Raw genomic sequence first — 24,191 nt, forward strand, 5'->3', positions numbered from 1 at the left:
GAGATCGCCATGTTGATAAGAAAATTACATCCATGCATGCTAGCAACAGTGTATGCAGTGTCACTGATGTTACCTCTGACAGCCTTCACCGCGGATGAATCTAATGCTGAAAGCACCAACACTAGCTCAAGCAAGGCAGTTCCATTAGAAGATGTGCAACGTTTTTCTAATGCTTTGGGTGAAATAAAGAAATACTATGTAAAACCAACAGATGACAAAGAATTGTTTGATAATGCCATTCGTGGCATGCTCAGCGGTCTTGATCCCCATTCAAGCTATTTGGATGAAGAGGAATTCAAAGAATTACAAACTTCCACCAGTGGTGAATTCGGTGGTTTAGGTCTTGAAGTCACTATGGAAGATGGTGTAGTCAAAGTAGTCACACCTCTAGTGGATACTCCTGCTTTTAAAGCGGGAATTAAATCCGGTGACTATATCATTAAATTAGGTAAAGAATCAGTACAAGGCTTATCCCTTAAAGATGCCGTAAACTTAATGCGTGGTAAAGCAGGCAGTACAATTCACTTAACCGTCTTACGTAAAGGGGTTAATAAGGCTTTGTCCTTTGATTTAATTCGTGAAGTCATTCAAATTAAGAGTGTACAAGCACGATTATTAGCTCCTGGCTATGCCTACATCCGCTTAACTCAATTCCAAGCATTAACCGGAAAAGACATGTTGCAAGCGATTGATCGTTTAAAACAACAATCTGGCGGTAACCTTAAGGGTTTAATCTTGGATTTAAGAAACAACCCAGGAGGGCTTCTTGATGCAGCCATCCAAGTTTCTGATGCTTTTTTAGGTAAAGACAAATCAGGCAAGCCAGAAACTATTGTTTCTACAAGAGGTCGACTCCCAGGGTCAGACTTCACTGCCTTAGCTAAAGGAATCGACATTTTAAATAATGCACCAATGGTGGTATTAATCAATAATGGTTCAGCTTCTGCAGCAGAAATTGTTGCTGGGGCTTTAAAAGATAATAAACGCGCCATTGTGCTTGGCACTACCAGTTTTGGTAAAGGTTCAGTGCAAACCGTGTTACCTCTGGACAGTAAGACTGGTATTAAGTTGACTACCGCTTTATATTATACCCCTTCTGGTACGTCAATCCAAGCCAAAGGCATTGTACCTGATATCGTCGTCAACGAATTGGAAATACCTAAAATTGCAGGTGCCAAAAACACTGATGCAACTGGTTTTAGTGAAGCCAATTTGAACGGACACATCATGAATAAAAACAATCCAGAAAACTCTACTGTGAAAAACTCTACAGAAAAACCTGAGGATTTGTTACACACCGACTACCAGCTTTATTCAGCTTTGACTGTACTGGAAGGTATGGCCCTAGCCAATAATAAATAGGCTCCATCTGTTCCCTCTTTCTTGTGAAAGGGGGTTTTTATTGCCAAAATTTAATCAAAATGATAAAATTATTTTATTTTTGGTGCTAATTATGTCATTTTTACACTATTTTCTACCCTTATTCTTCGCGCTCAGCTGGTCACTTCAATGCAAAGCTCAGACCCTACCTCCAGTGAGTTTACATGATAAAATCGGCCAAATGTTACTGATTGGTTTTGATGGAAAACAAATTAATGCGCAATCAGAAATAGTCAACGCCATTGCCAAAAACAATATTGGTGGTGTTATTCTTTTTGATTATAACATTCAAACCCAGACCTTTGATAAAAATATAGAAAGCCCTGCTCAAGTAAAACAATTAAATCATGATTTACAGTATTTTACGAAACAAGCTAATTTAACTCATCATCGGCCCAATTTACCTTTATTAATCTCTGTAGATTATGAAGGTGGTCATGTTACTCGTTTAAGTGAAAAATATGGTTTTCCTGCAACACTAAGCGCTGCAGAAGTCGGTGAAAAAAATGTTGAAGAGATTAATGCCAATGCAAAAATAATGGCAAATACTCTGGCTGCATCAGGCTTTAACCTGGATTTTGCTCCATTAGTGGATGTAAATGTCAATTCTGATAATCCGATTATTGCGAAGAAAGAGCGAAGTTTTTCTAACGATCCAGCACTGGTCACCCGCGACGCTAAGATTTATTCTCAACATTTCTTAAATCAAAAGGTGCAATGTGCTTATAAACATTTTCCCGGACATGGAAGCTCCACGTCTGACTCTCATTTAGGCTTTGTTGACGTCACCGATACCTGGAAAAATTACGAATTAGAACCTTATCAAAAATTATTAAATCAAAAGAATTCATGCGGAGTAATTATGACTGCGCATATTGTAAATCGTCAGTTAGATGACTCTGGATTACCGGCCACTTTATCGCATAAAATATTGACTGATCTTTTGCGCCATACACTTCATTATAAAGGAGTAATTATTACCGATGACATGCAAATGCGTGCGATTAGCGCTCAATACCCTCTTGAGCAAGCATTGGTACTCGCAATTAATGCCGGGGCAGACATGCTGATTTTTGGGAATGCGCTCTCACCCAAAGCACAAGATCCAGAGCAATTAGTACATCTTATTGAAACCAGAGTGCAATCGGGTGAAATCAGTGAAGAAAGAATTAATGAAGCTTACAAACATATTATTAATTTAAAAAAATCTTTAGTACATTAAATGCCTAATGTAATATGACAGGTATCATCACCTAACCTAAACATTGTTGATTAGCAAAGACCTCTGATGCGGCTCTGGTTTTATTCATGCCACTGCTTGAATAGGCAAATTCATAATTCTCCATGTAGCATTGTAATGTGTTTTGTGTATAAAACTTTGATTCCTCATAATCACTAATTTTAGTTGCTATTTGTAGTGCACCAGATCTTGGTTTATCCATTCCATTACTCTTAAAGGCAAAATTATACGATAATTTAAAAACGTTAAGATATGCTTCAGGACAGGATTTGCTCACTATACCAGTAGCAAATTTTTCTGCATTAGAGGTGGTATAATCTAAACCATCAGAACTATAAGACCATTTATAAGCTTCTTTAAATACACTAATTTTATTTCCACAAGTAATCTCATTGGGTTCATTTATAACTGTTGCAATATTATTGGAGAGTTCTTCTATTATTTTTTGTTTTTCAGGAGTTAACGCATATTCCATATAATGCATTTTTTCTGCTAATTGGTATAACTTATCATATAAACTAGAATTTCCTGGTGCTGCTATGACAATCGTAGAAACAGAACATCCAATCATGAATACAGCTTTTTTTATCATTTTCATTAATACTACCTCTAGTTAATATAAAAGCACTATTGCCTGGTTTTAAATCAGATAACACTCAGGCAGTTAACACTTCCTTTTTATAAGAAATACCCTTTTTATTTAGGCTAAATGTTCCCAATACCCCTTTCCCAGATTCCAAGGCCAATAAATGCGTAGTAATTGCTTGGCCAGAAAAATCAGTGTTTGCTTTCATTGCAATAACTGCACTATTATTCAAAACATGAAAAATATCGTAAGCATAACCCGCTTCAGTGACTGGGTGACTAAAATACTCTTTCTTAAACTGCGCTACAAATTTAGAACGCATCGCCGTTGTTAATACGGCACCATGTCGATGGTTTGGACTTTTGGTTTGAAAGTTATGTGTACCATCAGCAATAGCTCCATCACATCCCAAGCAAAAATGAATTAGCTTATTTTTTTTCGCTAAAGGAGCAACCACAGAAGCAGAAGTATCTCTCTCAGTTAAGAGTATATTGATGTGGTGGGCATCGATAAATTTTTGCAAGGTAGGCGCAGCGTTTGCATGATTTGAAACCAAGTCTAAAGTATAAAATTCATAATGAATTTCAGGATCTTTTAATTGGCTACGAGCAATTTCCATCGCTCCTAACATATTGCGGCCAATATATGCTGAATCGCTGGTAAAAGGCGCATAGATACCCACATTAATAGTTTTTTGAGATTGCTCTGCAGCCATTATATTGCCTGTACTTAGGAAAAATGCTGCCAAAGCCCCCAAAACAGCACGAAATCTTGATAAAAAATGAGTCATATTCGCCTTAATGGTTAGGAGTTATAAAAATCATTTTGCTATGAATAACAGTTAAATACAATGCTTGCTTTTAGATGTTCATCATCTTAAAGACAAACTGCTTGCGAATTTTTTATAATTACCTGATGATTCATGTTTTACCACCAAGATAAAAACCGATGAATGTTATTAAATCTATTTCTTACCTTTTTGGCCTTTTACTGTGCTCTCAATCTCTGGCTAGTGTACAATCTTATTTTGAACAGATCAAAACTGACCCTAATGCCTTATTTGCATTTTTTAAGCTGATGCCTAAAGGTGGGGAGTTACATTATCATTTAGCAGGTGGACCGTATCCAGAAATGATGCTGGATTTGAGTGCCAAAAATAACTACTGCCTCAATACCAATACCTTTGAGATACAAACAACTACCAATAATTGTAGAGGGATTAATACCAAAGAATTACTGAGTCAGCCAGAAATTTATGCCAACGCAGTACGCAGCTGGTCATTAAAAGACTTTACTCCTGGTAAAGAAAGCGCTCATGATCACTTTTTTAATACCTTTTTCAAATTCGGATCTTTTGTTTTTAAACACCGTCCGGAATTAGTGGCCGATGTGATAAAAAGAGCCGCGAATCAGAATGAACAATATCTGGAATTAATGATGTTACCCGATAATGCTAAATCACTTGGGTTTGGGACATTGATTAGAGATACAAATTCTTTTGCACAAAAAAGAGAAACACTGTTAGCAAATAAAGACTTTCAAGCGAATGTCGATTATACCGTTACCGAAACGGAGAGAGTCTTAAAACAAGCTCGCCAAGAGTTAGGTTGTAACACCAATCCGCAAACAATGAACTGTCAAATAACAATCAAATTCTTGTATTACTCTCTACGCGAGCAACCTTTTAATAATTTTTTTGCACAAACCCTCAATGCTTTTGAAGCAGCGGCCAAATCACAAAGTCAAGGAGGTAATTTGGTTGGAATAAATTTAGTGCAAGCTGAAGATGGCATTATTTCTTTACATGATTACCACAAACAAATGCAGGTATATCAATGGATGCATCAACTGTATCCACAGGTTAATATTACGTTACATGCAGGCGAACTAACTCAAGAGTTAGTGCCCCCTAAAGATTTAACCTATCATATTCATGACGCGTTAATGACAGGCCAAGCGCAACGAATTGGTCATGGAGTGGATATCGCTCATGAGGATGATGCCAAAGGCACCGTGAATTACATGGCCAAGCAGCATAAGGCTGTAGAAATTAATCTGATTAGCAATCAAAAACTCTTAAACGTCTCGGGAACACAGCATCCACTAAATTATTATTTAAACCATCATGTCCCTGTTGTTTTGTCTACCGATGACGAAGGAATATTACGTACTAATTTAACAGAACAGTATGTAGATGCAGTGCTAAATCATGGTTTGGATTATTCGACACTGAAACAAATTAATCGCAATGCATTAACCTATGCCTTTGTTGCTGGAAAAAGTATTTGGGCAGATCCCGAACATGCTGTATTGGTACAAGAGTGCCAGGATCTGAATAACGTAAACTGTAAAGAGTTCATTAAAAACAATGAAAAAGCGCGTTTGCAATGGAGTTTAGAACAGAAATTACAAACATTTGAATCTTTGTGGCAATAGCGAAGCTCACATTTTAATCAAATGAAAATGAAATTGATGCGTATCGAAGCAGCTCAGAGCCTAAGCATGAAAAAATCGTGACTTCCTCGTTCTGCGGTTTATACGCGAAATCTAACCACATTGCTAGATCACGCGAACAAGTCAACGGATTTCCGTGCAAGAAAAGACAATACTCTTAACTTAACATGAAACGTTAAATGGATCCTGAAGAATAATTGTAGAATCGCGCTCAGGACCAGTTGAAAGCATATGAATAGGAACATTTAATAACTGTTCTATTCGCTGCAAATAAGCAATCGCATTTGCAGGTAAGTCAGCCATATTGGTCACATCAGCAGTAGAAGCATTCCACCCTGGCATTTCTTCATAAACTGGCTCTAATCCCTCAAAATCAACCGCTGCTTGTGGAGGACGAGACAACAGATTGCCATTGCTGTCCTTATAGGCTACTGCAATGCGCAACACATCCAAGTTATCCAACACATCTAATTTCGTAATGCACAAACCAGTAATGCTGTTAAGTTCAATAGAACGCTTCAATAATACGGCATCAAACCAACCACAACGGCGTGGCCTACCAGTAACGGCGCCAAACTCTTGGCCACGTTCTGCAATTTGCTTACCTACATCATCAAAAAGCTCTGTAGGAAAAGGACCACCACCAACACGAGTTGTGTACGCTTTAGTAATTCCTAAAACATAATCAATGTACTTAGGGCCGAAACCAGCACCATTCACTACGGAACCAACACAGGTATTTGATGAAGTAACAAAAGGATAAGTGCCGTGATCAATATCCAGATATACCCCTTGTGCTCCTTCAAAAAGGATATTATCGCCTTTCTCACGATGTTGGTGTAACGCTGTAGGCACATCACAAACCATTGGGCGTAATTCTTCAGCCCAAGTCAACGCAGCATCCAATATAGGCTGCATTTCAACTGCAGGTTGCTTAAAGTACTGAGTTAGCACAAAATTGTAATAATCTAAAAGTTCCGTCAGTTTTTGAGTAAAACGTTCCGGGTGAAATAAATCACCTACTTTTAATGCACGTCGGGCTACTTTATCCTCATAAGCAGGGCCAATACCACGACCTGTAGTACCAATCGCCGCTTTACCCATATGAGCTTCACGTGCTTTATCTAAAGCCACATGGCAAGAAAGAATTAATGGGCAGGCCAAGCTCACGCGCAAGCGTGAACGGACATCGATTCCGGTAGCTTCTAATTCTTTGATTTCACCTAACAAAGCTTCTGGTGAAAGCACCACGCCATTAGCAATGTAACAAGTAACATATGGACGCAACATCCCCGAAGGAATCAAGCGCAAGACCGTTTTCACTCCATTAATTTTTAATGTATGGCCAGCATTATGACCACCTTGATAACGGACAACGACCTGCGCATCTTGCGTTAACAAATCGACAATTTTTCCTTTGCCTTCATCGCCCCACTGTGTACCTAAAACAACAACGCTCTTACCCATCTTCTACTCTTAATCTGCACCATGCTATCAAGCACGAAAATTGCACCTGATTTCAGCAAAATCGGACATTATAGTTACTTTTTAATACTTACACCATCATTTTTTGGTGTTGCCTGTTTAAAATAATCGAAAAAAGCACTGCTTTGATCTAATACCAAAATATCCTTCTTACTTTGGAAGCTTTTCTCATAAGCAAGTAAACTACGGTACAAAGCAAAAAAATCCTTATCCTTACTATAAGCCTCAGTATAAATTTCTGCAGCTTTTGCCTGGCCAATTGCACGTGCTTTTTGTGCCTCGCTTTTGCTGGTAGCGATTAACACCATTACTTGAGCGTCAGCCTTTGCTTTTACTTCCTCTGCCATTGCCTTACCATCGGCACGATGCTGGTTCGCAATATTTTGCATCTTAATTCGCATATTCTGATAGATGGCATTACGAGTATTAGCTGTCGGTTCAATGCCCTTAATCTGCACATCAATGATTTTTAAGCCAATTTCTCTTGCTTGTTGTTCGGCTGTAGTACGCAATAAACTTATTACTTCATTATGGTTTTCAGAAACGAGTTCTGAAACTGTTCGTTTGCCAAATTGCATACGCAATAAAGAATTTAACTGCTGCTCTAACAAGGTTTTTGCTTTAAAATCATTACCATCTGTTGCCATAAAATATTTGGCTAAATCATCAATCTGCCATTTTACATAATAGTTTATTAATACCACATCATTCTTTTCTTTGGTAATAATGCGCATTGACTTAATGTCTATAGTCTGGATACGGGTATCAAAAATACGAACACTCTCAATGAATGGCGTTTTAAAATGCAAACCCGGATTAAACACCTTAACTTGTCCATCTTCTTTAAGCACATGCCCTAAGCGCAAAATAAGGCCTTGCTGGCCTTCTATTATGGTAAACAAACTGCTAATAAGTAATAAAATAAATAAAAACAATAAGATACCAAGGGTTTTACTGATGCTCTTCATTATTATTCTCTCCCCTGACGATAAACGGGTCTAGTCACATCACGCCCATCGACTAAACTGCTGGTATCTGTATTATCATCCGTATCTATTTTAATGCTTTTCGTACTTGTTGCAGATACACTCTCGGATTGATTTTGCCATAATTTATCTAAAGGCAAATACAATAAATTGCTTGATTTGCTATCAACAATAATTTTACTGCTATTTTTTAATACTCTTTGCATGGTCTTAAGGTACATATGTTCCGCAGTGATCGCAGGAGCAGCTGTATATTGTGGTAATAAGGCTAAAAATTCAGAAACCTCTCCTCGAGCGCGTAATACCACTTTCTGGGAAAAAGCTTCTGCTTCTTGCTGAATGCGGCTGGCTTTGCCTTCAGCAGCAGGAATAATTTTTGCTGCATAGGCATTGGCCTGGTCTATGAAACGCTTCTTATCGTCTTTAGCTTTAATCACATCATCAAAAACATCTTGTACGCCTTCTGGAGCGCGTATTGGCTGGGGTGAAACATTGACAACCAAAATGCCAGATTTGTATAACTCAAGCATTTTAGCCAAGGTTTCCTGGACCTTGCTCGCCCAAACATCCACATCTTCTGCAAGCACCTGATCCAATGTATTTGCACCAATAACTTGCCATACGGCACTGGATACTGCCTGTTGCAAACTATCTTCGGGGTTAGCAACATTAAATACATACCGTTGTAAATCACTGATTCGGTATTGAACCACTAAAGATACGGCTACTAAATTTTTATCACTAGTAAGTACTTGGGTTGAATAAGAATGATCCACCACCTTATCGACATTTACCACTGTTTTGGAAGAGATAATACGAGGAATCCAATGCAAACCAGGACCAACAGTTTCTATATACTTACCAAATCGTAGAATAACTGCTTGCTCTGCCGGGTCCACAATAAAAATTCCTGATAATACCCACAAGAGAAATACAGTAAATGCAATCATCATTGCAATTATACCTGTATTTGAGTTTTGGGGTGACTCACCTAACGGTTTTCCAGTATCGCCAAAAAGAATTTTCTTCAATTTGCCATGCACACGTTTAAGAGCTTCATCTAAATCTGGAGGCTGATTCTTGCCTTTCCAAGGATCCTTGCCTTTATCTGGCTCATTCCACCCCATGTACGACTCCCCTGACTAATTTTAACAAAACTGGAATTTTATGGGGTATATGCAGTTTAAGCAAGTAGCGCTTTGGATTAGATTAAGATAATGCACTTTTCAACAACAAGCTCTACTAAACCTTAATGAAGATTAAATCCCACACACCATGGCCCAAACGCTCGCCACGTTGCTCAAATTTGGTTAAACCACGTGACTGAGGCTTTGGAGAATATCCTCCATCAACTTGTGAATTACGCAACGCTGACTCTGACGATAATACCTCAAGCATATGCTCGGCATATGCTTGCCAATCCGTAGCACAATGAATAAAACCCGCTGGTTTTAATTTTTGTGTTAATAAGCGAATGAACTCTGGTTGAATCAAGCGCCGCTTATGATGACGCTTTTTATGCCATGGATCAGGAAAAAAAATCTGCACCCCACTTAGCGAGTTATCTGCAATTTGCGTTTTAAAGACTTCTACCGCATCATAGGCAACAATACGCACATTAGTTATTTTATGATCATGCAAATCTGCCGCAAGGCTACCAACTCCAGCTTGATGCACTTCAATACCTATATAATTTAATTCGGGACTATTTTGCGCCATAGTTAATAACGAAGTTCCCATACCAAAGCCGATTTCCACAATCGTGTCCGCCTGACGGCCAAAAATCGTTTCTAAATTCCAAGACGTTCCAGTTATGAACAATTCATAATCTTGCAGCCAAAAATCTAATCCTTGTTGTTGCCGATTGCTCACTCGCCCTGCGCGCAATACATAACTTTTAATTCTACGATGCATCATAATGACTCAATTTATAAAAAATGTGATTATATGTTTCTACAAAAATCTTGCAACTATTGCATTTTTTTGATATAAAACCGCTCTTGTATTTTACATATGGCTAATTGCCCAGAATATTACAAAGACGATCACTAAATATATCTAAATTTGGAGTAACACAATGTCTAGAGTATGTCAGGTAACTGGCAAGCGACCCATGACTGGTAACAAAGTGTCGCACGCTAACAACAAAACCAAAAGACGCTTTCTACCCAACATTCAAAATCACAAGTTCTGGGTTGAAGAAGAGAAACGATTTGTCACTTTACGTGTCAGCACTAAAGGTATGCGTATTATTGATAAATTAGGTATTAAAGCGGTTCTGGATAAACTCAGAGCTACTGGCGAAAAAGTATAATTAAGAGGATAAACCATGGCAGCTGTTACGATTAAAGTGAAAATGGAATCCACCGCAGGAACTGGATACTATAAAACCACTACTAAGAACCCACGTAACCATCCGGAAAAGATGGAATTAATGATGTACGATCCTAAAGTACGTAAGCACGTTCTCTTCAAAGAGAAAAAAGTTAAATAATCAATTTTAAAGCCCCATGAATTAGGGGCTTTTTATTAACTCCATACCCCAACATAGTAAAAAACCTAGCAAAGTTAATTAAATATTAAGCAATTTTCAGTACTTACAGCAAATTAACCTTAGTAAACACTGGATAATCCTTGTGAATCGTTTAAACTGATAATTAATAGCAGTTGAAACAAAGAGGATTTGTATGAAACCGTCACTGCAGCTTAATATAGGCCAACATCTGACGCTCACTCCACAGCTACAGCAAGCAATTAGGCTATTACAATTGTCGACAATTGATCTCCAACAAGAAATACAACTTGTTGTTGAATCAAACCCTATGCTCGAAGCTACTCCTAATGAAGATAAAGAAGAGCCTAGGCATGAAGAAGTGACCACAAATCCAAATGATGAATTTGTTGATTTTCAATGGTCTGAACTGTATCAAATATCTAATAATCGCTATAACATCAATAATGGTGATTATAATTTTGATAATTTGCATTGCAGCACCACCAACTTACACAGTCATCTGCGTTGGCAGCTGGATCTTTCTTCTATGAGCGATGTGGATCGCGTCATTGCTACAGCAATTATTGATGCCATTAATGATGATGGTTTCCTAAGCATACCCATTGCTGAATTACATGCCAGTTTAACTAGTGAAGAGCATCCTTTAGATATCGAAGAAATTGAAGCTGTACGCCATCGTTTGCAATTGTTTGACCCAGTAGGTTGCGCTTCTGTAAATTTAGCAGAAACATTACTTATCCAATTGGAACAATTACCTTTGGATACGACACATTTAACCTTAACGAAGAAAATTATTATTGAAGACCTTGATTTGCTTGGTCAACACAATTACAAGCAATTAATGAAAAATCATCAGATTAATGAAAAAACAGTTGATGATATTTTGCGTATCATCCATGGTTTAAACCCTAAACCAGGAAATTTAATTCATCAAGACATTACAGAATACATCATTCCTGACTTAACCGTAAAAAAAATGAATAATGAATGGCAAGTAGTTCTCAATCAAAACATATTGCCTCATTTAAGTATTAATAACCAATATGCCTCACTCATTCAAAGAGCAGATAATAGTGCGGATAATCAATTTTTAAAAAATAACTTGCAAGAAGCACGCTGGTTTTTAAAAAGCATTCAAAGCCGTCAAGAAACGCTACTTAAAGTTGCAACATGTATTATGGATTATCAAAAAAGCTTTCTCGAACTTGGGGAAGAAGCCATGAAGCCATTAATTCTGAACGATGTTGCCTCAGCGTTGGATATGCATGAATCAACTGTATCACGTGTTACTACGCAAAAATTTATCCATACCCCACGTGGGGTTTTTGAGCTAAAATATTTCTTTTCTAGCCATGTAAATACTAACGCCGGTGATGAATGTTCATCTACTGCAATACGTGCCGTGATAAAAAAAATAATTACTGCTGAAAATCGGAAAAAACCCTTAAGTGACAGCAAAATTGCCTTAATATTGAAAGAACAAGGAATTAATGTAGCAAGAAGAACTGTGGCAAAATATCGAGAAGCAATGGGAATTGCTCCCTCGAATGAAAGAAAGAATATCCGTAATTAATTAGTAAACATAGGAGATTTGTTATGCACATCAACATTACCGGACATCAATTAGATGTTACTCCTGCGCTCAAAACATTTACCGAAGAAAAGTTTGATAAGCTTGAGCGTCATTTTGACCAAATCACTAAAATTAATGTTATTTTTGGTGTACAAAAGTTAAGACAAATTGCTGAAGCAACTGTTTTTGTTGCTGGTGGTGAATTACACGCGAGTTCTGAATCAGAAGATTTATATGCAGCTATTGATACCTTAATCGATAAACTGGATCGTCAATTGCTCAAGCATAAAGAGAAACTTCGTAGCCATTAATCTCTTCTAATTGGGCCAACCGATGGCCCAATCCCTTAAAACATTTTAACTTCTTTTACGCAGGAATTTCTGTACCCCACGTCTACTTCATGATACATTTATTGTCATGATAAAGACTAAAATTAAAATCATCAATAAATTAGGTTTACATGCCCGCGCTTCGGCTAAATTTGTGTCAACTGCCGCACGCTATCAAAGCCATATTGAGGTTACTAAAAATTCACAAACTGTTAATGGTAAAAGCATTATGGGTATCATGATGCTTGCTGCGAACCAGGGTAGTGAGCTACTGTTGGAAATTGAAGGTCCAGACGAAACCCAAATGCATGATGCCTTAGTATATCTTATTAATGATTACTTCGGTGAGGGTGAATAAGAGTATAATAACGGGTTACGGGAAACTCATTCCCCGAGCTATTATTTAGTCAGGGAAACCTCTGTTTCTTACCTTAAAAAACTACCATCTAAACCTTCTCAGTATGTTTTCTTTGTTTTCTTACTCTATGAACTACGAATAAAGTCACAACCAATCCAGACAAAGCATAAATACTAAAACCAACAAAAATGACCCAAGAGGGATTTGCAGCAATAGCAACGAATAAAACAATCATCAGCAATACATATAAAAATGGCACTTTACCTTTAAAATCAATTTCTTTAAAACTGTAATAGCGAAAATTAGAAACCATGAGTACGGAAATGACTAAAGCTAAAACTGCTGTCAACACCGCAACAGACATACCATGCCAATTATTCTGCGTACAAAGCCAAGTAAAAGCAGCCATAACTGCAGCCGATGGGGGACAAGGAAGTCCTTGAAAATAGCGTTTATCCGCCACTTCAAGCTGTGTATTAAAACGTGCAAGACGCAAAGCCACAGCAGCCGTATAAACAAAAGCAACTAGCCAACCAATCTTTCCTAATTGCCCCAAAGTTAAATTATAAATCAATAAGGATGGTGCCACACCAAAAGTCACCATATCAGATAAACTATCGTATTGAGCTCCAAAGGCACTTTGCGTATTTGTTAAACGTGCAATACGCCCATCTAAACCATCAGCAATCATCCCAATGAATATTGCAACAACTGACACTTCAAATAAACCTTTTGTTGAAGCAACAATAGAATAAAATGCAGCAAATAAGCTGGCCGTTGTAAATAAATTAGGTAATAAATAAATACCTGAATGACTTTCTTTTTTCATTCCTAATCAACCTTTATAAAACACTAAACAACAATGATCTGACATAATAGGGATAAAATCGACTTTTGCAAACACAAATATATTGCAATAAATCGAATAAATTTCAATACAGACATGTTTGTTTGATGTTATACTTATCACACTGTATTGATATTGCATAGAATTATGGCTGATCCAGAAAAAAAAACAATCGTTATCGAAGGCATTACCTCTCAAGGAAAAACATTTCGCCCAAGTGACTGGGCTGAGCGAATGAGTGGTTCACTGGCAAGCTTTAAAAACTGTCGTATTCGGTACTCTCCTCTTTTGCGTCCAAGCGTGAACAGCAATGGTTATCAATGTGTTTTACTTGATCCCAAGCTCAAAGAATCCAGCCCATCACTTTATCAATCCATTATAGACTTTGCCAAAGCAAATAATTTGCGTATTTGTGGAGAAGAGTAGCTCAGCATGTTGGGCTGCGCGTATGGCAATCGCACTTAATTTTGAAAAGTATTAAAAAATTAAATAGCTCGCGCAAGCGCTCATTCACGTGAACGTTTGCCTGCCCGTTTGCGTTCCCGAAATAATGTTGCCCTCAGTAACTACACTTCAGTAGAATACCATGACCAACTTGTGCCCATGGATGAACTCATAAAATGCAGTATTTTGATCATGAAAAGCTTGATGTATATCAAAAAGCTATTGAATTTGTTGCTCTCATTGAGTCCATTGTAAAGCAGTTCCCTAAAGGACGCGCTTATTTGATTGACCAACTACAACGAGCAGGTTCTTCAGTAGTACTTAATATCGCAGAAGGAGCCGGAGAATTTTCTATGAATGAAAAAATTCGGTTCTATCGAATGGCAAGACGTTCTGCAACAGAATGCGTAGGTATTCTCGACATCTGTATGCATTTCAATTTGATCGATGAAAACATAAGCTTAAAATCACGTAACCTATTATTACGAATCGTTTCCATGTTGACCAAAATGGCTCGAATCACTTCGGGAACGCAAGCGGGCAGGCAAACGTTCACGTAAATGAGCGCTTGCGCGAGCTAGTTAATTTTTTAATGTCCTTCAAAATTGAGTGCGATTGCCATAGAAGCAACCTTAAAACTGTTTGCCCAATTGGTAGATAACTCAATACATGGATATGCGATCATTAGCCATTTTGTAAAAATTGTTGGTAGTATTAATATTTAAAGCAATTCAAAACGACCATAAAGTGGTAAATGATCCGATAACATCCGCCAAGGTTTCCCTTGTAAACAAGCGACTTCAAGGACCCGCATACCACGAAAATAAACGCGATCAATACAAAAAGCCGGGCGAATCGCTGGGAATGAGCGCGCATGTTGTCCCTCAAGGGAAACAAAAGCTTCTTCTATATTTAAATACTCTGCCAAAGGTTTAGAAATTATATTGCGCCAATCATTAAAATCACCGGCCATTAATAACGGCTCATCTTGGGGTACAACTTCTTGGATACGACGCATCAAAGCCAGAGATTGCTCTGCACGTTCGCGTTTAAATAATCCCAAGTGCACACATAACAAATGAATAGTGCTACCATCTAAAACCAATTGTGCATGCAAAATCCCACGTGAAGCACGGCGTATACTTGCCAAATTAATATTATCAATCTGATTAAAAGCATATTTGCTTAAAATAGCATTTCCATGATGACCCGATTGATAGACCGCATTTTTAGCATAAGTATAGTGAGGCCAAATATTTTCGGCAATGTATTCACATTGGGTTGCTACTGGCCAATTACCAATTCTTTTTTGTCTTTTTCGATGTTCCCCTTGCACTTCCTGCAAAAACACAAAATCAGGATTTAATGCGGTGATTGCATCCCGCATCTTAGGAAGTAAAAAACGAATTGCACCAACTCCAAAACCTTTGTGGATATTGTAAGTGAGCAATGAAACACTACGCCTTGCTTGCTGCATAAAATTCACCCCATTCAGGCTTCTGTTTTAATCATAACATTAAATCAGAAAAACCTTGAGCTAATCACCGCCCTTATCTGTATATCGGTATTCGTCTATACTCCATTAATCTCTTTTATAAAGCTACAAATACAAAAATGAATGAAATCAAAATCAAGATTCCAGGATTTACTCTTGCAGGTAAAACATGGGGAAATCCTAAAAACCCCCCGATCCTTGCCCTACACGGATGGCTGGATAATGCTAATAGCTTTGCCCTAATGGCGCCTTATCTTCAAACAGACTACTATTTTATCGCTATAGATTTACCAGGACATGGCCTTTCTTCACATTTACCCGAAGGCTGTAATTATCATTTTTTTGATGCAATATTTATCGTCATTGAGCTCATCAAAAAACTAAATGTAGGTAAAGTGCATTTATTAGGCCATTCCATGGGGGCATGCATTGCGAGTTTACTAGGAGGGGTTGCGCCAGAACTAATGAGCTCTATTTATTTCATTGAAGCCTTAGGTCCCTTTTCCGCAGCTGGAGAAACAGCTTGTCAACAATTAACTACCTACGCGCAATTTCTTAGTAAATTTCACCATTTTCAATCGTCCAAAGGATATACTCACTTTGAGAGCATGACCCAAGCCAGAGCATCGAAAGGTTATGTTTCTAAAAAAATTGCAACCATTCTTTGTGAACGCGCAGTAGTAGAAAAAAAAGGACTCTTCTATTGGCGTCATGATAAACGTTTATTAGCAAATTCCCCTTTACGCATGACGGAAGAACAAATTTTATCCTGTCTACACAATATTACAGCGAAAACTCATTTATTATTAAGTCATGATGGATTTTCTTTTGATCCAGATATTATAGAAAAGCGTATTAATGCAGTGAATAATTTGCAGATTAGCAAACTTGCTGGCGGACATCACATCCATATGGAACAGCCAGAAACAGTTGCACAACTTCTGGCTGCATTTTATCAAACGCTCTAATTAATCCTGTGCAGAACAAAAGGTGTAATTAATTGCTATTACTTTCAATGAGGCTTTGACTGTCTCCACTGAATAGCCCAAATCTTTTGCAGCACTGATCACCCCACAACCTGCTTCATCAAAAGTAGTATAAGGAGTCCAATAATCCATGTTGGCCTTGACCATCACATCAAATGCCAAACGTGTATTCCAGTTTGCTTTGTGTGCTAAAATGTAGAATAAATGGTTAAAAACACCACTTGAATAGTGTACATCAATACCACCATAATACTCATCCGCAGTATCGATAGAATCACCATCGCGACTTGGTCTATCCATGTAACGAAGGGCATCATAACCACTGTCTTCTTTCATAATTTCACCACCAATAGTCCAGGAGCTTTTACCTAATGAATAGTACTCAGCAGCTTGGGCGGCCATATCCGAGAATGATTCATTAATACCACCAGATTGGCCATAATATTCAAGATTTGAATGTTGTTCAGTAAAACCATGGCTGATCTCATGAGCCCCAACACCTAAAGAAACTAAAGGATACATCATGGTATCACCATCACCAAAAGTCATTTGACGGCCATCCCAATAAGCATTCTCATAACCCTCACCATAGTGAACACGCATCACCAGTTGCATTGGCAAGCCATCAGGTTTGGTTAACGCTTCAATACCATACCAATCATGATACATATGTTTAATGACGTACCCCGCATACAAAGCATCATTAGTTGGAGAGGCTGCACCATTTTCTTTATCGTAACCATCACCTTTATAACCTGTTAAATACACATCTGCATCATTATCAGCACAATTAAACTTCATTGCTTTGCCTTTGCTACTGTACTTGTGTCCCATATCAATGACCTTGACATTAGGGTTTTCCATGAAACATTCACCACTGCTTTTATCACGACTTATTTCAAGATAAGGCAAACCTTGACCATCATATTGATAAACACCTATTTTATGGTTTCCACCAAAACCAGTGCTATTAGCAAGAATTTTTCTTGTTTTCACATCGTCCCATTGAAGAAATGGCTTAAATGTTTGCGCATCAATAATTGCGGTTGGGTGAGCAGGAATTTTATCTTTATAGGTAACAAAAACGCTGACCTTATACGCCCAATGAGCTTGATGCTGTTCATCAATGTAAATTATTGGCGTAACGAAGGCGTTACTGAGTTCATTTCCTACATATGGAGCTTTAAATTGTGCCAAAGCGAAGGGCGCATTAGAAATAAACGCAGCACTTGGCTTACCTAACTCAGCTTGAAGTCCTTGATATACAATCCCGTTCATGGTCACCTTCGCTTGAGTGGTCGCTAATGATTTTACGTTACTTGCGCTATGGATAATCGCATAACCACCAAAAACAGGAAATCCGGTATAATACTGTTGCATGCGAACATGGGTTATTTTGTTGCTGTCGGTATGTTCTTTAATAAAACTTAAACTGTCGGCGAACGCAGAAATATCTTGTGTTACCAATGCAAATTTTTGTTTTAATTGAACAAAAGATACATTTTGTAGCAGCATAGGCTCTGCAGCGCGTCCAGGAGATGCTATTCCTATAGCCAAAGCAACTGCTAATGGGGATAAGTAGTAATTATGATGCATTGAAAGACTCCTTTTTACAACTCACTAAAAAGTAACTCTTCTACTGCCGAAATAAATTTTCATCCCGAAAATTCAAGCCATGGAATAACTTGCCATTATTCCAACAGTGAGTCACACACTTTTATTGTTCTAAACATCACAACAGTTCAACAAACTAATCCAAACTAGCATAATTTTACCTGTCTTGAAAATATATTAGGCGGATTATTATGAATAGAAGCGACTGAGGTAAGTAATATGAAAATATTATGTTTTAATAATGATCAACGTGAGATATCATGCAACTTTTGACGTGCAGTTGGAACAACACTAACTTTATAGTGAAATAAATTTGGGATACCAACTAATTGATACATAAACCTCAAAATAAAACGATTCACCTGAGAAACTTGTGGGAAAACTTTAAGTATCATGCAGAGATCTTGCTGATATCCTCGTAGATATATGGACAATGATGCAAAGATAGGGCAAAATTTGCCGAAATTACCTTATAATACGGAATGATGAAAAAAATCCTGGTTTTGCATGGTCCAAATCTGAATCTCCTGGGTACTCGCGAACCAGCACTTTATGGTTCAACAACCTTAGAGCAAATTAATGAGCGCTTAACTCAAGAAGCTTCTCATGCTGGATTAACACTTTCTTGCTTTCAAAGCAATTGCGAAGGAGCATTCATTGATAAAATTCAGCAAGCGCAACAGGAAAAAACCGATTTCATCATTATCAATCCAGCGGGCTATACGCATACCAGCATCGCCTTACGTGATGCGCTCAGTGCTGTTGCGATTCCGTTTATAGAAGTACATCTCAGCAATATTTACTCCCGTGAATCCTTTCGCCACCACTCCTACTTTTCTGATATTGCCAAGGGGACTATTAGTGGTTTAGGGGCATTAGGATATTCGTTGGCATTAACCTCAATTATTGAAGAATTAGAGAGAATCAAATAATGGATATTCGTAAAATTAGAAAACTCATTGAATTGCTTGAAGAAACAGGCATTTCCGAAATTGAAATCAAAGAAGGCGAAGAATCATTACGATTAAGCCGCTACAGCAATGTACCAGAAGTAGTACCACCAGTCCATTATGTTACAGCGCCTGCACCTGCCGTTGCTCGTCCAGAACCAATCATCACTGCTGAAAGTACTGAACTTAAAGCAGCTCCAGCAGTAGTCTCTGGGCATAAAATTCGCTCACCAATGGTAGGTACTATGTATACTTCTCCCTCACCAGACAGCCCTCCCTTTGTCACTGTGGGGCAATCAGTCAAAGTTGGCGATGTGTTATGTATTGTTGAAGCAATGAAAATGTTCAATGAAATTGAATCGGATCGCGCGGGTAAAGTTGCTGCCATCCTGGTAGCTAATGGAGAACCTGTTGAATATGACCAGGTTCTGTTTACCATAGAATAGAGGTGCATTTATGCTCAGTAAAATAGTTATTGCCAATAGAGGCGAAATTGCACTTCGCATCTTACGTGCATGCAAAGAGCTTGGCATCCAAACTGTGGCAGTACATTCTGATGTGGATAAAGATTTATTACACGTTCGTCTTGCTGATGAAACCGTATGCATTGGCCCTGCTCCAGCACAAAAAAGCTATCTAAATATCCCAGCAATTATTTCCGCGGCAGAAATTACTGATGCCGTAGCCATTCACCCAGGCTATGGATTTTTATCAGAAAATGCTGATTTTGCTGACATTGTCGAACAAAGTGGCTTTAAATTCATTGGGCCTCGTGGAGATACCATCCGTCTAATGGGCGATAAAGTATCCGCCATTAATGCAATGAAAGCAGCAGGTGTTCCTTGCGTTCCTGGTTCAGATGGACCTTTAGGCGATGACGAACAGCGTAATCTAGAGATGGGGCGCAAGATTGGCTACCCTGTGATTATTAAAGCTGCCGGTGGCGGTGGTGGGCGTGGTATGCGCGTAGTGCATGGCGAATCCAACCTTCTCAATGCAATTGCGTTGACACGTAGCGAAGCTAAAGCAGCGTTTAATAATCCTACGGTTTACATGGAAAAATTCTTGGAAAATCCTCGCCACATTGAATTTCAAGTCTTAGGCGATGGTAAAGGGAACGCGGTTTATTTGGGTGAACGCGATTGCTCCATGCAACGACGGCATCAAAAAGTGGTGGAAGAAGCTCCAGCACCAGGAATTACCGAAGAATTGCGTCAAGAAATTGGAATGTCTGTGGTTAGGGCCTGCGAAGAATTAAACTATCGCGGTGCAGGAACTTTTGAATTCTTATATCAAGACGGTTGTTTTTATTTTATTGAAATGAATACTCGTATCCAAGTGGAGCATCCTGTCACAGAAATGATTACTGGCATCGACTTAATTAAAGAGCAAATCAAAATTGCCAGCGATTTACCCATGACTCTAAAACAAGAAGACATTAAACTGCGTGGTCACTCCATCGAATGTCGAATTAATGCAGAAGATGCGAAAACATTCATGCCTTCACCTGGATTGATCAGATTATTGCATCAACCTGGAGGGCCTGGTATACGCTTTGACTCTCATATTTATAGTAGCTATACTGTACCACCTAATTACGATTCCATGATTGGTAAATTAATCAGTTATGGTGAGACTCGTGCTGAAGCAATTGCCAGAATGCGTAATGCTTTGGATGAAATTATTATAGATGGCATCAAAACTAATATTGAATTACATCAACGTATTCTCCATGACCAATCTTTTGTTGCTGGGGGCACTAATATTCACTATCTAGAAAAAATGCTGAAGGATTAATGCTGTGTGGTTTCAATTAAAAATAGAACATTGTCCCGTTGACCAAATAGATGAATTAAGTGAGGAATTAGAGGAGTTCGGTGCATTATCCATTATGCTTACCGATAAAAACGATAATCCTGTTCTTGAGCCAGAGCCCGGAACAACTCCTTTATGGCCTGAAGTGATTATTCAGGCCTTATTTTCTGACGCTTTGCAAGCACAACACACACGTGATCAACTCCTACCTATTAATCCTGATTTCAAACTCTCTATTGAAGTGTTAGAAGATAAAGATTGGGAGCGTGCATGGATGGATGATTTTAAACCACAGCGTTTTGGTAAGCGGCTATGGATTTGCCCTACCTGGTCTACGCCGCCAGAGCCAAAAGCAGTCAATTTAATGCTTGATCCTGGTTTGGCTTTTGGTACGGGAACTCATCCAACCACCTCTTTATGTTTAACCTGGTTGGAGCAAGCTCCCTTACACGAATATACAGTAATTGATTATGGTTGTGGCTCGGGCATTTTATCTTTAGCTGCATTAAAATTAGGTGCAAAGCAAGTATATGCCGTTGATATTGATCAACAAGCATTGCAAGCAACACAAAATAATGCGCTTAGTAATAATTTAGATACGCAAAAATTAAGCATTAGTTATCCTGATGAATTAGCTACTCCAGTAAACTTGATTATTGCCAATATTTTATTAGCTCCATTAATCTCGTTAAGAGATCGTTTTCAACAATTGCTTCATCCTGAAGGTCTCTTAGTAGTTTCGGGCTTATTAACCGAGCAAGCCCTTATTCTTATTGAATCCTATCGGTCAATGTTTCACTTAGTGAGTCAAGAAAAATTACATGACTGGTCTTTATTAGTTTTTGCTCGTAAGTAAAGGAAGCTGCTGTGAATAGTTTTCGTCTCAATGAAAAAAATGATTATTGTGATTACCGGCATTCGTCATTTTAAACATTAAAAGTTACAAATTTATCAGCAAGTTACTTGATAAACTGCAAATAAGCACCCAAAATGAATAATTAAAGTGATTTGTTTCAGGAGCTTGGCATGACGCAAGATAAGGAATTAGGTGAGTTATTGCAGGCAGTAGCTGAAAAAAGCTTGCAAATAATTAATGACTTACAGAAAAAACCGCTGCAACTTTCTGCCTTAATACAACAATACATTGATTTAACTGAACATTTTCAAAATGTTATTTCTGTGATGCTCAACAATCCTGAAAAAGTTTGGCAAATGCAAATGGATTATTGGCAAGATGCTCTTGAATTGGCGCACACACAATTTACTCATTGGTTGCAAGGTGCTCCTATGCCAATTGCCGACAACCGTTTTAGCGGTGAAGATTGGTTAAACAATCCTTTCTTCAATCTGTTAAGTCAGCATTACCTCCTGGCCAGCGAGCACATGAATACTCTGTTTGAAAATATGGAATATCCTGATGATAAGGTAGCAAGAAAACTAAAATTTTTTACTAAACAATATCTAGATGCCCTATCTCCAGCAAATTTCCTCCACACAAACCCTCAATTAATGGATGAAACATTAAAAAGTCACGGTAAAAACTTACTGCATGGCTTACATAATCTACTTTCTGATTTGGAAATTGGCTCTTCGCGTATTTCCATTAAAATGACGGATACTGATGCGTTTAAATTAGGAAAAAACATTGCAGTAACGCCAGGCAAAGTGGTGTTTAGAAATGATATGATTGAGTTAATTCAATACACACCAACCACAGCTAAAGTAAAATCCATTCCTTTATTAATTATTCCACCTTGGATTAATAAATATTATATTCTGGATTTAAGCCCACATAATTCCTTTATCCGCTGGATAGTCGATCAAGGCATTACAGTTTTTGTGATTTCTTGGGTAAATCCTGATGCCAGTTTTGCGAATAAAAGCTTATATGATTATCTACATGAAGGTCCACAAGCAGCAATTCATGTCATTCAAAATCAATTAAAAGTTCCGCAAGTCAATGCTTTAGGGTTTTGCATTGGCGGTACCTTGCTTTCTCTTTTACTTGCTTATAATAAAGCGCATCTCGATAATTCCATACACAGTGCTACCTTTTTGGCTGCGATGATTGATTTTAGTGATCCAGGTGATATTTCTGTATTTATTGATGAACAACAAATTAAAAAATTAGAAGAAGAAATGAAATCTAAAGGCTATCTGGCTGGCAAATTCATGGCTTCTAGTTTTAATTCATTACGTGCCAATGATTTAGTCTGGTCTTTTTTTATTAAAAATTACTTACGAGGGCAAAACCCGGTTCCTTTTGATATTCTGTATTGGAATTCTGACTCCACGAACATGCCTGCAACCATGCATTCACAATATTTAAGATGGATGTATTTGCATAATGATTTAGTTAAACCAAATAAAATTCACATAAACCATACGCCAATTGATGTACGCACTATTGATATTCCAACCTTTTTCTTATCTACTGAAAAAGATCATATTGCCCCCTGGAAAACAACGTATATTGGTTATGAATTGATGAAAGGCCCTAAACGCTTTGTGCTTGGGGGTTCTGGACATATTGCCGGTATTGTTAATCCTCCTTCAGTTACTAAATACGGTTATAAAGTTAATGATCAAACGAATATCAGTGCAGAAGAATGGATTGAAAATGCAGTAGAATATGCTGGCTCCTGGTGGAATGAATGGGCAACATGGCTGAAGAATCTTTCCGGAAGCAATGTACTTGCTCCTGATTTTATCAAAATGCCCTATAAACCATTAATGGATGCACCGGGAAGTTATGTATTAGAAAAATAATTAATCATAAAGTAAGAAAATAAATATTTATGCATAATATAATTCAAAAATTCATAACTAGAATTTGAGAGCGTGTTGTACCCACATCAGTAGGGCCTCATTATTATGGAGGCACAGAACCAACATTGAGAATGGATTTCCGCCTTTCGCGGGCACAACAAGCTCTTAATTTAACGGCAGTGAAGGTCAAAGCAATTTTATTTATTAGGCAATGTCCCTGAAGTTTTTTTTCACATATTTTTCAATTTTACTTCGATCTGCCCCCTCTCCCGCGCTAGGAGTTTGAGTAGTATGATGAAGCTTTTCGCGGAAAGTAGCGCAGACGTGATAATTTCGAGAACAGAAGGTGTTTGCTGAAAAACCTC

25 protein-coding genes are annotated in these 24,191 nt (G+C 38.0%); 16 read left to right on the top strand and 9 right to left on the bottom strand.

From position 1 onward, the window contains the following. Positions 1 to 9: 9 nt before the first annotated feature. Both QM652_RS04460 and QM652_RS04465 read left to right on the top strand, forming a co-directional pair. Entirely contained in the window at positions 10 to 1,362 is a 1,353-nt protein-coding gene (locus tag QM652_RS04460; protein ID WP_415073267.1) for a S41 family peptidase, read from the top strand. A gap of 91 nt (positions 1,363 to 1,453) precedes the next feature. Next, the gene (locus tag QM652_RS04465; RefSeq protein WP_415073269.1) at positions 1,454 to 2,602 is read left to right on the top strand and encodes a glycoside hydrolase family 3 protein; all 1,149 of its coding nucleotides are present in this window, start codon (positions 1,454 to 1,456) and stop codon (positions 2,600 to 2,602) included. Positions 2,603 to 2,633: 31 nt separating this feature from the next. Here QM652_RS04465 and QM652_RS04470 read toward each other — a convergent pair whose 3' ends face one another. Continuing rightward, entirely contained in the window at positions 2,634 to 3,218 is a 585-nt protein-coding gene (locus tag QM652_RS04470) for a hypothetical protein (RefSeq protein ID WP_415073271.1), read from the bottom strand. A 58-nt stretch (positions 3,219 to 3,276) separates the two neighbouring features. Further along, positions 3,277 to 3,996 (bottom strand): branched-chain amino acid ABC transporter substrate-binding protein, encoded by a 720-nt coding sequence (locus tag QM652_RS04475; RefSeq protein WP_415073273.1) that lies wholly within the window; start codon positions 3,994 to 3,996, stop codon positions 3,277 to 3,279. 158 nt (positions 3,997 to 4,154) lie between these two features. Here QM652_RS04475 and QM652_RS04480 point away from each other — a divergent pair, with 158 nt between their 5' ends. After that, the gene (locus tag QM652_RS04480; RefSeq protein ID WP_415073275.1) at positions 4,155 to 5,642 is read left to right on the top strand and encodes an adenosine deaminase family protein; all 1,488 of its coding nucleotides are present in this window, start codon (positions 4,155 to 4,157) and stop codon (positions 5,640 to 5,642) included. Between the two features lie 180 nt (positions 5,643 to 5,822). Here the strand turns inward: QM652_RS04480 and QM652_RS04485 are convergent, their stop codons facing one another. The 4 genes from QM652_RS04485 to trmB form a co-directional block, all read right to left on the bottom strand. After that, on the bottom strand, positions 5,823 to 7,127 hold the full coding sequence (locus QM652_RS04485; protein WP_415073277.1) for an adenylosuccinate synthase: 1,305 nt from the start codon (positions 7,125 to 7,127) through the stop codon (positions 5,823 to 5,825). A gap of 74 nt (positions 7,128 to 7,201) precedes the next feature. Continuing rightward, positions 7,202 to 8,113, bottom strand: a complete 912-nt coding sequence (gene hflC, locus QM652_RS04490) for a protease modulator HflC (RefSeq protein WP_415073279.1) — start codon at positions 8,111 to 8,113, stop codon at positions 7,202 to 7,204. Positions 8,114 to 8,115: 2 nt separating this feature from the next. Further along, positions 8,116 to 9,258, bottom strand: a complete 1,143-nt coding sequence (gene hflK / locus QM652_RS04495; RefSeq protein ID WP_415073281.1) for an FtsH protease activity modulator HflK — start codon at positions 9,256 to 9,258, stop codon at positions 8,116 to 8,118. 115 nt (positions 9,259 to 9,373) lie between these two features. Next, positions 9,374 to 10,045 carry a tRNA (guanosine(46)-N7)-methyltransferase TrmB gene (gene trmB / locus QM652_RS04500; protein ID WP_415073313.1) on the bottom strand — a complete coding sequence of 224 codons (672 nt, stop codon included), beginning with the start codon at positions 10,043 to 10,045 and terminating at the stop codon, positions 9,374 to 9,376. Between the two features lie 163 nt (positions 10,046 to 10,208). Between trmB and rpmB the strand changes: the two genes are divergently transcribed. The 5 genes from rpmB to QM652_RS04525 all read left to right on the top strand — a co-directional run bounded on the left by rpmB (position 10,209) and on the right by QM652_RS04525 (position 12,906). Next, complete coding sequence (gene rpmB, locus QM652_RS04505; RefSeq protein ID WP_415073283.1) at positions 10,209 to 10,445, top strand: 50S ribosomal protein L28; 237 nt, start codon at positions 10,209 to 10,211, stop codon at positions 10,443 to 10,445. Positions 10,446 to 10,460: 15 nt separating this feature from the next. Next, positions 10,461 to 10,625, top strand: coding sequence for a 50S ribosomal protein L33 (rpmG, locus tag QM652_RS04510; RefSeq protein ID WP_003635328.1), 165 nt, complete (start codon positions 10,461 to 10,463; stop codon positions 10,623 to 10,625). Positions 10,626 to 10,818: 193 nt separating this feature from the next. Then, on the top strand, positions 10,819 to 12,219 hold the full coding sequence (locus QM652_RS04515; RefSeq protein WP_415073285.1) for an RNA polymerase factor sigma-54: 1,401 nt from the start codon (positions 10,819 to 10,821) through the stop codon (positions 12,217 to 12,219). 23 nt (positions 12,220 to 12,242) lie between these two features. Continuing rightward, positions 12,243 to 12,530, top strand: coding sequence for a ribosome hibernation promoting factor (hpf, locus tag QM652_RS04520; RefSeq protein WP_415073287.1), 288 nt, complete (start codon positions 12,243 to 12,245; stop codon positions 12,528 to 12,530). 106 nt (positions 12,531 to 12,636) lie between these two features. Further along, positions 12,637 to 12,906, top strand: a complete 270-nt coding sequence (locus QM652_RS04525; protein WP_415073289.1) for an HPr family phosphocarrier protein — start codon at positions 12,637 to 12,639, stop codon at positions 12,904 to 12,906. Between the two features lie 88 nt (positions 12,907 to 12,994). Here QM652_RS04525 and pssA read toward each other — a convergent pair whose 3' ends face one another. Then, positions 12,995 to 13,735, bottom strand: coding sequence for a CDP-diacylglycerol--serine O-phosphatidyltransferase (gene pssA / locus QM652_RS04530; protein ID WP_415073291.1), 741 nt, complete (start codon positions 13,733 to 13,735; stop codon positions 12,995 to 12,997). Positions 13,736 to 13,900: 165 nt separating this feature from the next. Between pssA and QM652_RS04535 the strand changes: the two genes are divergently transcribed. Beyond that, positions 13,901 to 14,179: a DUF3579 domain-containing protein gene (locus QM652_RS04535; protein WP_415073293.1), complete on the top strand. Its 279-nt coding sequence runs from the start codon at positions 13,901 to 13,903 to the stop codon at positions 14,177 to 14,179. Positions 14,180 to 14,373: 194 nt separating this feature from the next. Continuing rightward, positions 14,374 to 14,757, top strand: coding sequence for a four helix bundle protein (locus QM652_RS04540; RefSeq protein ID WP_415073295.1), 384 nt, complete (start codon positions 14,374 to 14,376; stop codon positions 14,755 to 14,757). Between the two features lie 161 nt (positions 14,758 to 14,918). On the opposite strand, the gene QM652_RS04545 is transcribed toward QM652_RS04540, so the two are convergent. Continuing rightward, positions 14,919 to 15,674 carry an endonuclease/exonuclease/phosphatase family protein gene (locus tag QM652_RS04545; RefSeq protein WP_415073297.1) on the bottom strand — a complete coding sequence of 252 codons (756 nt, stop codon included), beginning with the start codon at positions 15,672 to 15,674 and terminating at the stop codon, positions 14,919 to 14,921. 137 nt (positions 15,675 to 15,811) lie between these two features. On the opposite strand from QM652_RS04545, the gene QM652_RS04550 reads away from it, so the two are divergent. Beyond that, positions 15,812 to 16,660 carry an alpha/beta fold hydrolase gene (locus tag QM652_RS04550; RefSeq protein ID WP_415073299.1) on the top strand — a complete coding sequence of 283 codons (849 nt, stop codon included), beginning with the start codon at positions 15,812 to 15,814 and terminating at the stop codon, positions 16,658 to 16,660. On the opposite strand, the gene proA is transcribed toward QM652_RS04550, so the two are convergent. After that, positions 16,661 to 18,274 (bottom strand): zinc metalloprotease ProA, encoded by a 1,614-nt coding sequence (gene proA / locus QM652_RS04555; RefSeq protein ID WP_415073301.1) that lies wholly within the window; start codon positions 18,272 to 18,274, stop codon positions 16,661 to 16,663. It lies immediately after the preceding gene. A gap of 503 nt (positions 18,275 to 18,777) precedes the next feature. On the opposite strand from proA, the gene aroQ reads away from it, so the two are divergent. The 5 genes from aroQ (at position 18,778) to QM652_RS04580 (ending at position 23,826) form a co-directional block, all read left to right on the top strand. Further along, positions 18,778 to 19,224, top strand: a complete 447-nt coding sequence (gene aroQ / locus QM652_RS04560; RefSeq protein WP_415073315.1) for a type II 3-dehydroquinate dehydratase — start codon at positions 18,778 to 18,780, stop codon at positions 19,222 to 19,224. Beyond that, the gene (accB, locus tag QM652_RS04565) at positions 19,224 to 19,688 is read left to right on the top strand and encodes an acetyl-CoA carboxylase biotin carboxyl carrier protein (protein ID WP_415073303.1); all 465 of its coding nucleotides are present in this window, start codon (positions 19,224 to 19,226) and stop codon (positions 19,686 to 19,688) included. Before aroQ ends, accB begins: the two co-directional genes overlap by 1 nt. A gap of 10 nt (positions 19,689 to 19,698) precedes the next feature. Further along, the gene (gene accC, locus QM652_RS04570) at positions 19,699 to 21,039 is read left to right on the top strand and encodes an acetyl-CoA carboxylase biotin carboxylase subunit (RefSeq protein WP_415073305.1); all 1,341 of its coding nucleotides are present in this window, start codon (positions 19,699 to 19,701) and stop codon (positions 21,037 to 21,039) included. Between the two features lie 4 nt (positions 21,040 to 21,043). Then, positions 21,044 to 21,913, top strand: coding sequence for a 50S ribosomal protein L11 methyltransferase (prmA, locus tag QM652_RS04575; protein ID WP_415073307.1), 870 nt, complete (start codon positions 21,044 to 21,046; stop codon positions 21,911 to 21,913). A 170-nt stretch (positions 21,914 to 22,083) separates the two neighbouring features. After that, positions 22,084 to 23,826: a PHA/PHB synthase family protein gene (locus tag QM652_RS04580; RefSeq protein ID WP_415073309.1), complete on the top strand. Its 1,743-nt coding sequence runs from the start codon at positions 22,084 to 22,086 to the stop codon at positions 23,824 to 23,826. The last annotated feature ends 365 nt before the right edge of the window (positions 23,827 to 24,191 follow it).

Source organism: Legionella sp. (assembly GCF_047605385.1).
Lineage (GTDB): Bacteria > Pseudomonadota > Gammaproteobacteria > Legionellales > Legionellaceae > Legionella.